A 14,540-nucleotide genomic window follows, 5' to 3' on the forward strand; every position below is an offset into this window, starting at 1 on the left:
TATTCTCCCTTCAGCCTCCCCAGCCTGACTGATTGAGTCCGTTGGCTGCTCCTGCTGTTCCCACATCTGCTCCTGTATCTGTTCCGGCGGTATCACCATCTGCACCTGTACCCGTTCCGGCTGTTCCGCCGCCTGCTCCGGTACCAGTTCCGTCTGTTCCCTCATCATCCGGTATACCGTCGCCGTCCGCGTCGGCGTATCCGTTGTTCTGCGTCCCTGCCGTGTCTGCCACGCCGGCGGTGCCCGCAGTATTCTCTGCTGTACCTGCCGTATTCGCAGCCGCTCCGCCCTCTCCAGTGCCGGACCCAGATGTTGTATAGGTTCCGCCAAGCTCGGTAATGGCATACTCCGCGTATTCCGCCCTTCGCGTGTCCGGATTCGCGTCGATGATCGCCTGATATTCAGCGATTGCCTTGTCCGTATCCCCGTTTTTCGCGTAGGCCTGTGCAAGGAGATTCATTACCTCGTAGTTATCGGCAGCATCCGAGGAATCGGTCAGCGCCAGTGCCTTCTCAAGATACGAAACCGCATCTTTCCAGTTTTCCTGATAAAAAGCAGTCTGCCCCTGCGTCACATAGGAGCTGTATGCCTGGCTCTGAAGATCAGACTTAATTGAGTCATAGATCTCACTCGCCTCTGTTGAAAGCAGGGAATTGTCCACCTTTGCGAAAGCGTCTCCGGCAGACTCGTAATCCCCGTTCTGATAATCCACATACGCCTGAAGCAGATTGTCATAGGACTGCTCCGTCGACTGAAGATCGGCGACCTGATCCTTCGCTGAACTCACCGAGCTGGTTGAATCATCAACCTGCTGCTGAAGATCATTGATTTTGCTCTGCTGTGCGGCAATCGTCGTTGTATATTCCGTGATCCTGGAGTTCGTCGACTCGCTGAGGCTTTTCCGGACAGCCGGACCGACCACAAAAACCGCTCCCGCGATGCCAATCAGAACACCAAACAGTACATTTACCAGTGTCAGATACGCCGGCCTTTCACGAAATGCAGCCTGCCTGACTGCGGCGTTCTGCTGCAGATCCTCGTCCGGATTCTCATTCTTCTTTCTGCCTCTTCTTCTGTCGCGGGTCCGAATGTCCATTGTCGTCGTTGTGCCCGTCGCCTCATCAATCTCCCTGAGGTAACGAAGCGCGGACGGATTGACCCTGTCGATGCGAAGCACCCGCTTCAGCATCCTTCGCGCGTGAGAATACTTTCCATCCTTGATCTCAATCAGTGCCAGAAGGAGATAAGCGCTGACGAGCTTCGGATTGCGGCTCACAATTTTTCGAAGCTCAACCGCCGCGATATCATCGTTTCCCTCACGACAGGATCTCAGCGCCTCATTGTACTGACGAATTGTCTGATTCAGCTGTTCCAGGTGCTTCGGATCCGACCGCAGATTCTGAATAAAGTAAGCAGCATCATTTCCTGCAGGTCGGAGATTGGCGCTGATGACCCATTCACTCAGGGCGGAAACCGCCTCCCCTGTCTCATAATATACCAGTCCGAGAAGATTTCTGGCCTGGATATTATTCTTATTAAACTGCAGGCTGATACGAAGCTTATCAACCGCGCCGGAAAGGTCACGGATCTGGGCCATATCAAGTCCCTGGTTGTAATAGCTTCTCGACAGCTGCTCCGCTATATCTTGGCCGAAAACCATTCATGACTCCTTTTCTGTCTTCGAAGAATTCTTCTGGTTAAGTTCCAGTTCTCTGAGAAGATCGACAATGTCTGTCAGATCCTGATTTTTTATCGCATTCTCAACATTCTCCACATCAAGACTCGGCTTAAACTTTTTCAGTTCCTCGTCATAATCCAGCATACAGAACCTGCTCCTTTCGTGTGTGAACTCCGGCGTTTTCTCCTGTTTTGCTTCGTCCTATTTAGATAAACCCTCAGTTTCGCTTCGCAGCGTTCAGATAAGCCTTCAGCTCTCCCGCCAGATACAGCGAACCGACGCAGAACAGCATGCCATTCTCCTTCAGCGCAAGGGCCAGATCAAAAGCCCGCTCTGGTGAAGGCTCCGAGAAGACCGCCACCGCTCCATCATTCCGAAACAGCTCTGCAAGTTCATCCTCGGAAACTTCACGGCTGCCGGAGATCCGGGTCGTAATGACGCGGTCGGGGTGAATTCCCTCCACCAGCTCCCGGATCATGTCCCGATATCTCTTGTCCCGTACACAGGAAAACAGCAGTGTGATCTCCTGATCCTTATGGAAATGTTCCACTGTTCTGACAAATTCGGCAATTCCGTCCGCATTGTGTGCGCCGTCAATGATGACATCCGGAAGCACCGTCTCCATCCGGCAGGGCCATTTCATCCGGTAAAGGCCTGTCGCCAGTTTTTCCTCCGGTATCCCATGTACCTTCTCCAGAAGTTTCATCGTGAAAAATGCGAGAGATGCATTCATCATCTGATACTCCGCGATCTGCGGAATTCTGAGGCGAACAGCAGCAGTGTCATCCGGCGTGAAATCAAAAGTGACTCCTTCCTTCGTTGTACGCACCGCATGGTACATGGCAGGTGTCAGCTCATAGCAGGGCGCTCCGAGTTCCTCTGCGCGCTTCCGGATCACTTCGGAAGCTTCCCCATCATGTCCGTCAAAGATTACCGGAACACCCTCCTTGATAATCCCCGCCTTCTCAAAAGCAATCTCCGGGATTGTATCCCCGAGATACTCCGTGTGGTCCAGGCTGATCGATGTAATGATGGATGCGAGGGGATGCCGGATCACATTTGTCGCGTCCAGCCTGCCTCCCATCCCGACCTCCAGGATCGTATAATCCACCTGCTTCTCCCGGAAAATCAGAAGGCCCATCAGGAATAAGGTCTCAAAGTAGGTCGGATGAGTATCCCCCTCCGCCATGGTCAGCTTCACCGCTGCCATCACTTTGTCAAAAGCCTCTGTAAACAGATCATCACTCACCGTTTCTCCGTTGATCTGGTATCTCTCATTGATCCGGATCAGATGCGGAGACGTAAAAAGTCCGACCTTGTACCCGCCCTCCATCAGCATTGAATTCAGGTAGGCGCACACGCTGCCCTTTCCGTTTGTCCCGGCAACATGAATGATCTTCATTCCCTCTTCCGGATGGCCGAGCCTGTCCAGAATGCGGCGCGTGTGATCAAGAGACGTCTTGGTGGTAAATTTCGGAATGCTTTCAATATAATCTACTGTTTCATCGTATGTCAATTTTTGGTTGCCTCTCCCTTTTCAAGGTATAATGCGAGCGGTTTTTCATCCGTTTCCGACAGGATCTCATTCGAAGTATCACTCTTCTGGACAACACTGATCTCATCCGTGCCTTTCAGCTCTAGTCCCTGCGCAAGAAGCAGGCCGTTGCTGACACAGACCGTATCCTTCACTATGTCACCATTCACCGCAAGTCTGCTGGCCGCTGTGAAGTTCTGTCCATAAACGTAATAAAGCGGTTCCTCATTGGTTCCGGACTTCACGATCCGCTCCACGCGAATCGGCTCGGTACCCATCTTCATATCGGTCGGTGCGAACGGGCTCGTTCCGTTATAGACGTACCTCTCTCCATACAGCATATCGTACTGCATAACCTCCAGGTTACTCTGGTAGAACCGGTCTCCACGCTCCGACTCATGGTATCTGACCAGAGTCCCGTCGTACAGCCCGAGTCTCTTCAGGACCTCGGCTCCGATCTGGTAGGCTGCCAGATTCTTGTTTTTCTTCTTCAGGCCCATGTTATCCCAGATGATATAGGGTGTTCGGTAAAGATTCCATCCCTTCACATCACTTTCCTTCAGTCCCATCGTCGGCAGATGATCTCCGTACATCACCAGAACAACCGGCTCATCAAAATTCTGAAATGTATCCGTAAGCTCATGGACGAACTGATCCATCTCATGAATCTGCTCACAATAATATTCCCACGAATAATCGTTCTGCTCTTTCTTCTCCGCTCCGGTCACAGTGATTTCCGGATCACTGATCACGGGCTCTGTCGGATAATCCCCGTGTCCCTGCACGGATACGGTGTATACATAGTCCGCTCCTTCCGTCGACTTCAGCGCCTTCATGATTTCCGCCGTCAGAATATGGTCCTTGACCCATCCGGTTTCCGTCACGTCGGTGATATCCGGCATGTATTCTTCGGAGGTGAAGGTGTCAAAGCCGAGATTCGGATAAACCGTGTTTCTCCCGTAAAAGGTCGCCTCATTATTATGAATGGCATGCGTACTGTATCCGACTCTCTTGAGATCGAAGGGAATGCTCTCTACGGTTTCCTTTTTCAAGACCGTCTTGTAGGGATACTCACCGGCCCCAAAATAAGACAGGCTCATGCCGGTGATCGCCTCAAATTCTGTGTTTACAGTTCCGGCACCAACGACCGGCACCTTCAGCATACCGGAAGAGTATTTCTTTTGCAGCTTATGGAAATATGGGATCGGGTCCTCAGAAATCTTCAGACCTGTCACAGTCTCCGGATCAAAAAAGGACTCCAGCTGAAGAAAAACGAGATTGGTGTCCGCTGCTCCCTCCGTATCGGAATCGGGAAGCTTTTCATCCTCATCCTTCTCGATATAGCTGATCAGCTTCTCGGAATATCCGTTCGGCCGGTTCATTCCGGTATCAAAAACAGTGACCGAGAAGCAGTAAGGGAATCCATAGTTCTGATACGACATGGCAAGGTTTCCGAAATAACTGGAAAGGATTCTTGTGTGGATACCCATCTCGGTAGCACCCGCAAAAAGGGCAATACTTGCGCCGACGATGACAACATCCACAAACCAGTTGCGTTTTCCCTGGTATTTCGGTGCCTTAAAGAAATAGCGGATCAGGAAGAAAATCCCTGCCGCCAGTCCGGCCATCATCAGGCCGAACAGAACCGGCGGAATATACTCCGTTACGACCTTCTTCGCGTCTGCGAGGAGCTTCAGATCCTGTCCCGTAAAAGGCGTGACGCGGTTTGACAGAATAATTCCGTTCGCCAGACTCAGTACAAACCAGAAGCCAGACACAAATACCCGCACCCAGACGCGCCTGCGGAACAGAAATGCCACCGACATCGTCGTAAAGATCAGAAACGCGTTGTACAGAAAGACAAGCGGACTGTCTGTCATGTATTTCCACGCGCCAATAAACGAACGCCTGGAGATCAGCTCCATGATAAAATACAGGATACAGCACCACAATGCCTGGAATGGCACCGAGAAACGGTTCATCAGACGGACCCAGTATTCCAGGTCCGCCCTCTTCTTCCTTCCGTTCAAACATTCTGTGTCATTCCCGTCGCAGTTATCCTTCTGTCCGAACACGATTCTCTTCATCTTTCTTTTTCTCCAGCTCCGTCTGCTCTCAGTTCTTCTCCAGCTGAGCCAGACGCTCTTCCACCTGAGCCATCATCTGTCTGTAATTTTCAAGCTTATCCCGCTCCTCCTGCACCTTCTTCTCCGGAGCCTTCTGAAGGAATTTTTCGTTTCCAAGCATTCCGTTCGAGCGGGCAATTTCCTTCGTCAGACGTTCTCTTTCCTTAGTCAGACGCTCTCTCTCCTTGTCGATATCGATCAGATCCGCAAACGGGATGTAAATCACCGCACCCGGTATGATTGCCGAAAAGGCATCGTCATCGATATTCTCCTTCGTCTTCTGAAGAGAAACGCTCTCCGCATGAGCAAGTGTTCCGAAGAACGACTCTGCCTCTCTGAACTTCTTCAGCACATCCTCCTCACCGGAAACGATGAAGACATTTGCCTTCTTGCTCGGCGGCACGTTATGAGAGCTGCGCACGTCACGAATTCTGCGAACCGCCTCCTTCATCAGCTCGACAGCTGACTCTTCCTCTTCAAAATGGCGTTCTTCCCTATAGACCGGCCACGGAGAGATCATCACCGATTCCTCATCCGGATTCAATGTACAGTAGATTTCTTCCGTGATGAACGGCATGAACGGATGCAGAAGCTTCAGCGCCTCAGAAAGAACGGTCTTCAGCGTCCAGAGAACCGGAAGCTTCTCGTCTTCGTTCTCACTGTAGAGCACCGGCTTGGACATCTCGATGTACCAGTCGCAGAACTCCTCCCAGATAAAATCATAGACCTTCTGAACCGCAATTCCAAGCTCATACTTGTCCATGTTCTCCGTGACATCCTTCGCGAGGGTATTCGCCTTCGAGAGAATCCACCGGGAAGCGTAATCCAGCCTTGCAGGATCCATTTCCTTCGGAACCTCCGTATCGCCGAGATTCATCATGATAAATCTCGAAGCATTCCATACCTTGTTTGCGAAGTTCCGGCTCGCCTCAACCTTTTCCCAGTAGAAACGCATGTCATTTCCCGGAGCGTTTCCGGTCATGAGCGTCAGACGCAGCGCGTCCGCGCCGTACTTGTCAATCACCTCGATCGGATCAATGCCGTTTCCAAGGGACTTGCTCATTTTTCTTCCCTGCGAATCACGTACAAGACCGTGAATCAGCACATGGTGGAAGGGAACCTTCCCGGTCTGCTCAATTGCGGAAAATACCATCCGGATAACCCAGAAGAAGATGATGTCATACCCGGTCACCAGCACATCTGTCGGATAGAAATACTCCAGCTCCGGCGTCTTGTCCGGCCAGCCAAGCGTAGAGAACGGCCAGAGCGCGGACGAGAACCAGGTATCCAGCGTATCCTCCTCCTGACGGAAATGCGTTCCTCCGCACTTCGGGCATTTTGCAGGCGCTCCGCCGCGCTGTACAACCATTTCTCCGCAGTCCTCGCAGTAGTAGGCCGGAATTCTGTGTCCCCACCACAGCTGCCGGGAGATACACCAGTCCTTGATGTTCTCCAGCCAGTGTGTATAGGTCTTGCCATAGCTCTCCGGAACGAACTGCAGATCGCCGCTGTTCAGCGCAGCCAGCGCAGCCTGTCCCATCTCCTGCATCCGGACAAACCACTGAGGCTTGACCATCGGCTCGACGGTTGTATGGCACCTGTCATGCGTACCTACAGAATGCGTGTGCGGAACGACCTTGACCAGAAGTCCCAGGTCCTCCAGATCCTTTACAATAGCCTTTCTCGCCACATAACGGTCCATACCCGCATATTTTCCGCACTTCTCATTCATGGTTGCATCATCATTCAGAATGTTGATTTCCTCGAGATTGTGACGTTTACCTACCTCGAAGTCATTCGGATCATGAGCGGGAGTGATCTTTACACAGCCGGTTCCGAATTCCTTATCCACGTATTCATCCGCAATCACCGGAATCTCGCGGTCGGTCAGCGGCAGCTTCAGCATCTTGCCGACCAGATCCTTATATCTCTCATCATCCGGATTTACGGCAACCGCGGTATCGCCCAGAAGCGTCTCCGGACGTGTCGTCGCGATCTCGACAAATCTTCCCTCTTCACCCACGATCGGATAATTGATGTGCCAGAAGAATCCGTCCTGATCCACATGCTCTACTTCCGCGTCCGACAGAGAGGTCTGACATTTCGGACACCAGTTAATGATACGGCTTCCCTTATAGATCCATCCCTTCTCATAGAGACGGCAGAAAACCTCCTCAACCGCCTTCGAGCAGCCCTCATCCATCGTAAAGCGTTCTCTCTCCCAGTCAGCGGAGGATCCGAGCTTACGCAGCTGTTTCATGATCCTGCTTCCATAGTTGTCCTTCCACTGCCAGCAGTATTTCAGGAATTCCTCGCGGCCGATCTCGCGTTTGTCAATACCCTTATCCTTCAGCATATTTGTGACCTTTACCTCGGTCGCAATGGCCGCGTGGTCGGTACCCGGCTGCCAGAGTGCCTCATATCCCTGCATTCTCTTGTAACGGATCAAAATATCCTGCATCGTATTGTCCAGAGCATGTCCCATATGCAGCTGACCGGTTACATTTGGCGGCGGCATAACGATGGTGAACGGTTTTTTGTCCGGGTTCACCTTCGCGTGAAAATATCCCTTGTCCATCCAGTTCTGGTAAATACGGTCCTCAATGCCCTTCGGATCGTAGGTTTTGGCAAGTTCCTTACTCATGAAAAAATCCTCCTCTGCCCTTTGGAAAAGCGAAAAATAAAAGCCCCCTGCACACATCGTGCAAAGGGCGATCATATCGCGGTACCACCTTGCTTCACATATGTATCCGCGAAAGCAGAATCATATATGCCTCATTCTATCCGTTAACGGGGATCAGGCGGGAATCCCTTGCGACATGCAGGAATACTTCTCCGACGCACTCAGGATTCCGACTCAGAAGCTACCTTCCGCACAGGTAAACCCGGACCTCTCTCAGCAGCTGAAGTCCTCTCTGTCGGCGCCGTTATGCGTACTCCTCTTCGTCACAGTCATTTTCATATTTAACGTTAATCATAATAAGGAAGTTTTCTTTTGTCAAGCGGATCCTGACCACCTGTGAAAAGGTATCCTGGCCGCCTGTGAAGAGAATCCTGACCGCCTGTGAAGACACAAAAAAAGCGCCCATCTGCAGGCGCACTGTCATCTTCTCTCTATATTCTCAATTTTTTCTTTTACAGGAGGCAAAGGCTCCGGAATGAAGCTGCGACCGGTATCTCTGATCTCATCTCTATCTTATCTGTCACAAGAGGGGCGGGAACTCCAGAACAGCTTCTGTTCTGCGGAAAATCGTCAGCCATCTGTTGCGGAGGAAATGGTACGATAAAACATTGGCGTGCTCTGAAGAATCTCACCCTGCCGTAAAACCATGCATAAATCCTGCTCAAGGTCTCTGGCGGAGTGATTACTCGTTCAGACATTCCATATCTTCATAAAATGAAAGCTTTACTCGGAAACTTTAACCTATAACCTCTCAGGCAGGTTTCCTGACTCACGGATCAACGTTTCATGCGCCTTCTCATATGTGCGGACATACAATGGCATTCGCATCTCGCTCCCCGTATACAGTGACCGGATCGTCCAGGCCTTTCACCTGGTTCCCTCTCAGACCCCTTCTGAGGTCTCACCTGAAAAGCTGATATAGAATTTATACACGTCAATTATCATATGACAGATCATGCCGCTTGTCAAGGGCCTGCCAAAACGTTTCGCATTTGCCCGTCTGCATCTGCTTGGCTAAAATATTCCGCTTTTGCTAGCCTGGCTAAAACGTTTCGCATTTGCTATAAGCCTTCTTAAACAGCCCTCGCTTTTTGCTTTCTGAAAGAATTACGGATAAACGCCGTACCATCAGCATCACATTCAATGTCTCTGTGACATGTCCGAATAAACCTCACAAAAGCGTCCCATGAAAGAAGGCTCCTCGTGACCCGCCTTCAGGTGTGAGATATCTCCGATCCTCAACGCGCGGAAGATCGCCGTACAGGATTCTCTTTCCTCCGTCACGAGCTCCGTCACAGATGAAGGCTGCATGCAAAGGAAGTGCCAGGGAATGAATGGCGAACAGTTCCACAGATGTGACAGCAGTACGCAGCTGACCCCGAAGTGGCAGAATAGCGCCACGGTCTTTCTCGATTCTTTACTCACATGGTAGCAGCCGTTTTCTCTCCGGTATCCGTATCCTTCAAGCAGACGATCCAGCTCCCCGGTCACCCAGTCGTAGACCTCCGTCATATTGCTGTTCTGAGCCACAAGAGTCTCCCTCCATTTTTCGGGATCCAGATAAGCCGGATCCTGCATCAGTGACGAAGGAAGCATGTCCCACGGAATTCCACGCGCAAGAGTCCCGTCTTCCAGTTTCCGCGCGTCCGGATATGCTTTCCTGAGTACATCCGAATGGTTGATATCCATCCTGCACTCAAATTCATGCAGCCATTCCATTGTTTTTCCATTTTCCCCAAGCTTTTCCAGAGTATATGAGGCAGTTTTCTGTGCCCTGCCCATGGGGGACATATAAATATCATCAATCTCTTCTCCGGCAAGAAGATCGGCCAGAAGTTCCGCCTCCCGGTCTCCCTTTTCCGTCAGCGTATCATGTACATAATCCGGGTCACCATGTCTGATCAGTAATAATCTCATATGAACTTCCTATCTTCCTTCTCTTAAGGATAACGATTAAGCACGTCAATTTCGAGTCAGCACCTCAATCTCTAGAACGTATTCTTCTCTCGATATCAGAAGTCCCAGGCTCTTCGGCTCCCGGGCTCCTCATAATGATTTTCCAAGTGAACGATGCTCATTTTGAAGGAAAAACAGCATCCTGTCAAGACCGGAAAGGCCGGATAAATGCACTGGCAAAACCACTCACGCATCCGAAAACAGCGGGACTGCATGCACAGCCCCGCCGCTCTACCTCTCAAGTTGTTTTTGCAGTATTCATTTTCTGCCTTAGATCTCTCTGGAAATTCTGATAATTCATCTCCGCCATAGATCTCTCCGGAAATCCTGACTACTTCTCCGGATACAGTCGGGGGACCCTGACACTTTCTTACAGGTTCATCAGAATTGATATTCCGCAAGCGTCGTCAATTCATCATTCTTCGCGCGCACAAGTATAGTAAAGTGTTCTCCGGATGGATTCACAAAACGCCATGCTTCTTCTCCGTAATGCACACCTGATTCCGCTGCATTCGGTCCATTCATACTCATTCCATCCTCAGGCTGTACTATCGTTCCGTCATCCAGAACAAGATTTACTGCGTAACCGCATCGAATATCAATGTCATTACACATCTCCGGAACAGTGATATCCACCCAAAGACTCGCCGGTGTTCTTACAACAGAATTGAGAACCACATCCCCCTTGGTTACGTTCTCCGCCAGCACCTGATTTCCGCCGGTACTGCAGATACCGGAAAATGACACCTTCCAGTTTCCTTCAATCCTCTTTGTCTGGCTGCTCATACCGTCGCTATTTACACCGTTACTGTCTGCATATCCTGCTTCCAGGGCCGGAAGAGCAATTTGTACATTCAGCTTTTCCCCTTCTGAAAAAGAGCATCCATTCCAGACTTCATAGTATCTCAGATTCATTTCGCTCATGGTCACAAAATTACCATTCGAATCCTTCTGAAAATATAGGTGATCACCGAGAAGCTCAAGATCCCTGCCGTTGATGTAAAGAGACGGCAGACATCCTTCTTCTACTATAGGGCGAACATAATTATACGCTTCAAGGACTCCTTCCGGATCCTTCAAAGTCAACGTGACCACCAGTATTTTACCGTCACAGTAGTAATCATCCGCTTTAATCGATATTCCTTCTGTATCAGTTTCTTGCTTATTGCTGTAATTCTGTCCGAAGACAGAAACACTGGATGCAGACGCAATCTGTTTGGACATTGACGAACTTCCGGAATAGCTGCTGGCAGATTTCACTTCTTCCGCGTTCTCTGCAATGGTTTCTATTTTTTTCGGGTTGTAACCCTTATTCCCACTGGTGGCTTCTACGATTCGCGCAAAGGATCTGCTGAACAGATTATCCGCGCCGACGGCATAACTTGTTCCTGCAATAACAAACAGACCTAAGCAAAAACAGGCTGCCATGCCCGCAAAACGCCGCATCCATATTCCCGTGCGTTTTTTTCTTCCTCTGCGCCCTGACAAACGGATTTTACGATAAACATCCTCTTTTTTTTCAATCACCTCTGCCGGTATCTCTACGTCCCTTTTCATAATAGAACGGATCAGTCGATCTTCTTCCCCGTCATTCGATGTTCTATTATCACCCCATCTTTTTTTCATCAGACAACCTCCTTCTGATCCGCTCTCTACCTCTTACAAGCCGCGTCTTCACGGTATTCTCGTTCAGTCTGAGTACTTCCGCAATTTCACGAATCGTCAGTTCATCCGCATAATAAAGTGTAAGAATCATCCCATATTTCTCATCGACTCCCTGTATCAGTTCCCTAAACGAATCCCCTTCATTTTCCTCCCAGTTCTGCATTTCTGTTTTCTCGGGAATTTCTCCACTTCTGTCGTAGTGGGCCTGATCCCGGATAATCGCGTAACAATGATTCAGGAGGATTCGAATCATCCAGGTACGAAAAACCGCCGGATTCTTCAGCGTGTATATTTTTTCGAAGCACGTCAGAATGGTCTCCGCGACCGCATCCGATGCATCCTCATTATTCCGCAGAACCGACCAGGCTGTCTTATACATGATCTGCGTATTCTGATCCATCAGTTCAAGAAACGCATCTGTATCTCCATTTATTGCTCTTCTAACCAGTTGTTCCAAATGAAAGCTCCTTTAGAATATATGTCTTCCCGAAATCATATCGCCGTTTCCAAGGGCCTCTTTTCCGGCGTTGAACGTTCCTCTTTCCTTTCGGTCTTCCTGAATGTCCATTCATATATTAGATGAAAAGAGAGCAGAAATAGTTTCAAAAAAGCCGCTTATTAACGCATCAACAAATTTCTCATAGTTTAAACGAGCTGGAATTTATAATCGTCCACCTTGCTCTTCGTCCTGTGTTTTCCTTATTCACTCCTGCAATTGCATGGGAAGAAATAGCAGGTCATGTATAATAATTTCATAAGATAAAAACCAAACGCACATCCGCCCCGTCTAATAAGTGTAAGTACTTACGAGATATACTCTTTACGATCACAAACAAGAGGTAAACAAGAGATGACCAAAATTCGGAAAGCAATGCAGCAGGATAAGGCTGCCTTTTCTGAGCTCATCCAGGAAAATGCCGCAGATATGTATCGTATTGCCCGCGCGATCCTGGAGAATGACGAGGATACAGCAGACGCAATACAGGATGCTATTCTGAGCAGCTGGCTTCACATCCATCAGCTTCGGGATGAAAAATACTTCCGAACCTGGCTGATCCGCATTCTGATTCACAAATGCTACGATATCAGAAAAAAGGCACACAGCACCTCTGCCCTGCAGGAATATCAGGAGTTCACTTATATGGAAAATGGATATGAAAAAGTTGAGTGGAAGATTTTTCTGGAAAGTATGCCCGAGATATATCGCACACCGCTCCTCTTATATTATATGGAGGGCTTTAAGGTCCGGGAAATTGCACAGATTCTGGACTTGAATGAAAATACGGTAAAGACCAGGATCTCTGCCGGAAGAAAAAAACTGAAAACTTCACTCAAAGAAGAAGGAGGTACTTTACATGTGGAAGGAAGATGCATTTAACCGAATACTTGCCGACGACAAGATTCCCTCTGCAGTGGACCAGAAAATAATGGATACACTGAAAACCCTGCCGGAACCCTCTAATACTTCCGAAACAGACAATGAGAGTTTTTCTGCGACAATCAGTACGAAAAGGATTCTGCATCCCGCGAGATCGGTTGCTGCCGCCTGTCTGGCATTCGGACTCACCTTCTCCGGTATCTGCATCACGCATCCGGTCATGGCCTCCGGCATCCCCATGGTCGGGAATGTTTTTGCAGACATCGGAAAATCTCTCGGGTTCGGGGGAGATTTTTCTTCCTATACAGACCCGGCTGCTGACGCTGCCTCTCCAGACCAGGTCATTGCCGCTTCCTCGTTGTCGCAGAAATCCGACGCCATCGATCCTTCTGTTGATACCCTGAGTGTGACGGCTGACGGAACCAATATTACGATTCAGGATACCTACTGCGGAGGAAATACTCTGTATATCAGTCTGATAATCCATTCACAGAAAGACCTTCCCGTATCTCAGACTCTGATGCAGGACGGAAAGCCGGATCTGAATTTGAATACCTCACTTGCAAAATTCAGTTTTGATTCCCCCTCGAACGGAGGAAGCACCATCGGCAACATAGACGGAAAATTTCTCGACAGCCATACGTACGAGGGCGTGATCCGTCTCACAAACACATACACGGATTTCCCGAAGCATTTTAACGTGACCCTCAACATTAACGATATCATCGGAATGAAAAAGGACGGTGCCTTCCCTGACATCCCGGAAGACCTTCAGCAAGCCTACCGGAAAAATCTCTCAGATGCCGGTTTGTCCGAAGATCTGTACCAGACCTACAGTACCGAACAGCAGCGTCAGATGGATCAATGGTATGCTGATATGATGAACGAATACTCCCGCCGCTACCCGGAAACTGACGACATCGCCAGTCCTTACCTTTACTGGAAAATTACCGGTCCATGGAATTTCTGTCTGGATATCACCCGCAATAACAGCGATGTTCTCCATAAAACCATCTCGGTGAAGAATCTGCCTTCCGTGGACACGATCTCCTTAATAAAAACACCTTTTGAACTGTCTCTGACTCCGAAGGCCACTGCATACAGCCTCGCAGCCACCCCGGACGGCAGTATGGAGTATAAAGGCGAATCCTATTTCTACGTACTGACCGATGCCACAGGCGATTGGATGATGCCGCCCCTCTTTGCAACAGAATCAACGACATTTGCCGTAAAGGACTGGGATACCTCCTCTGTGACAATTTATGCCATGCCGTATATCCGGTACATGGATCAAATCAAAGGCGCGCATGTCCGTGAAGACGGTACCTATATTCATAAGGACTGGAGACCGTATCTTGAATCCTATGCTCTTTGGACAGAAACCGTAAATTTCTGATGAATCAGAAGAATCCTTGTCCCATACACTCGATAAATAATCCGTTCTGCCGGGTTTCATCCGCTAAAAAAAGGACCTCCACTCACAATGATTGGAAGTCCTTTTCATGATTTTATCATTTATC

General features: G+C 49.5%; 10 protein-coding genes, 1 riboswitch and 1 other annotated feature. Of the genes, 2 read left to right on the forward strand and 8 right to left on the reverse strand.

Annotated elements, in window-relative coordinates:
- Nucleotides 1-10: 10 nt before the first annotated feature.
- From ACTQ1O_RS11680 to ACTQ1O_RS11715, 8 genes are all read right to left on the reverse strand, one after another.
- A complete protein-coding gene (locus ACTQ1O_RS11680) occupies nt 11-1,660 on the reverse strand; it encodes a tetratricopeptide repeat protein (RefSeq protein WP_441487396.1) in 1,650 nt (549 codons plus the stop codon).
- Nucleotides 1,661-1,822, reverse strand: coding sequence for a hypothetical protein (locus tag ACTQ1O_RS11685; RefSeq protein WP_441099903.1), 162 nt, complete (start codon nt 1,820-1,822; stop codon nt 1,661-1,663). It lies immediately after the preceding gene.
- A gap of 73 nt (nt 1,823-1,895) precedes the next feature.
- Nucleotides 1,896-3,194 (reverse strand): bifunctional folylpolyglutamate synthase/dihydrofolate synthase, encoded by a 1,299-nt coding sequence (locus ACTQ1O_RS11690; RefSeq protein ID WP_441487397.1) that lies wholly within the window; start codon nt 3,192-3,194, stop codon nt 1,896-1,898.
- Nucleotides 3,191-5,299: an LTA synthase family protein gene (locus ACTQ1O_RS11695; protein ID WP_441487398.1), complete on the reverse strand. Its 2,109-nt coding sequence runs from the start codon at nt 5,297-5,299 to the stop codon at nt 3,191-3,193. The genes ACTQ1O_RS11690 and ACTQ1O_RS11695 overlap by 4 nt, the downstream gene beginning before the upstream one ends.
- A 28-nt stretch (nt 5,300-5,327) precedes the next feature.
- A complete protein-coding gene (locus ACTQ1O_RS11700; protein ID WP_441487399.1) occupies nt 5,328-7,982 on the reverse strand; it encodes a valine--tRNA ligase in 2,655 nt (884 codons plus the stop codon).
- 60 nt (nt 7,983-8,042) lie between these two features.
- Nucleotides 8,043-8,297: a binding site (T-box leader), on the reverse strand.
- Between the two features lie 461 nt (nt 8,298-8,758).
- Nucleotides 8,759-8,945: riboswitch (cobalamin riboswitch) on the reverse strand.
- A gap of 216 nt (nt 8,946-9,161) precedes the next feature.
- Nucleotides 9,162-9,938, reverse strand: a complete 777-nt coding sequence (locus tag ACTQ1O_RS11705; protein ID WP_441099911.1) for a histidine phosphatase family protein — start codon at nt 9,936-9,938, stop codon at nt 9,162-9,164.
- A gap of 420 nt (nt 9,939-10,358) precedes the next feature.
- Nucleotides 10,359-11,603 carry a DUF4179 domain-containing protein gene (locus ACTQ1O_RS11710; protein WP_441487400.1) on the reverse strand — a complete coding sequence of 415 codons (1,245 nt, stop codon included), beginning with the start codon at nt 11,601-11,603 and terminating at the stop codon, nt 10,359-10,361.
- Nucleotides 11,584-12,099, reverse strand: a complete 516-nt coding sequence (locus ACTQ1O_RS11715) for a sigma-70 family RNA polymerase sigma factor (protein WP_441487401.1) — start codon at nt 12,097-12,099, stop codon at nt 11,584-11,586. Before ACTQ1O_RS11715 ends, ACTQ1O_RS11710 begins: the two co-directional genes overlap by 20 nt.
- A gap of 393 nt (nt 12,100-12,492) precedes the next feature.
- Here ACTQ1O_RS11715 and ACTQ1O_RS11720 point away from each other — a divergent pair, with 393 nt between their 5' ends.
- Nucleotides 12,493-13,020: an RNA polymerase sigma factor gene (locus ACTQ1O_RS11720; protein ID WP_441099915.1), complete on the forward strand. Its 528-nt coding sequence runs from the start codon at nt 12,493-12,495 to the stop codon at nt 13,018-13,020.
- Nucleotides 12,998-14,416 carry a DUF4179 domain-containing protein gene (locus ACTQ1O_RS11725; protein ID WP_441487402.1) on the forward strand — a complete coding sequence of 473 codons (1,419 nt, stop codon included), beginning with the start codon at nt 12,998-13,000 and terminating at the stop codon, nt 14,414-14,416. The genes ACTQ1O_RS11720 and ACTQ1O_RS11725 overlap by 23 nt, the downstream gene beginning before the upstream one ends.
- Nucleotides 14,417-14,540 lie beyond the last annotated feature (124 nt).

Source organism: Bilifractor sp. LCP21S3_A7 (genome assembly GCF_052118825.1).
Classification (GTDB): Bacteria; Bacillota; Clostridia; order Lachnospirales; family Lachnospiraceae; genus Bilifractor.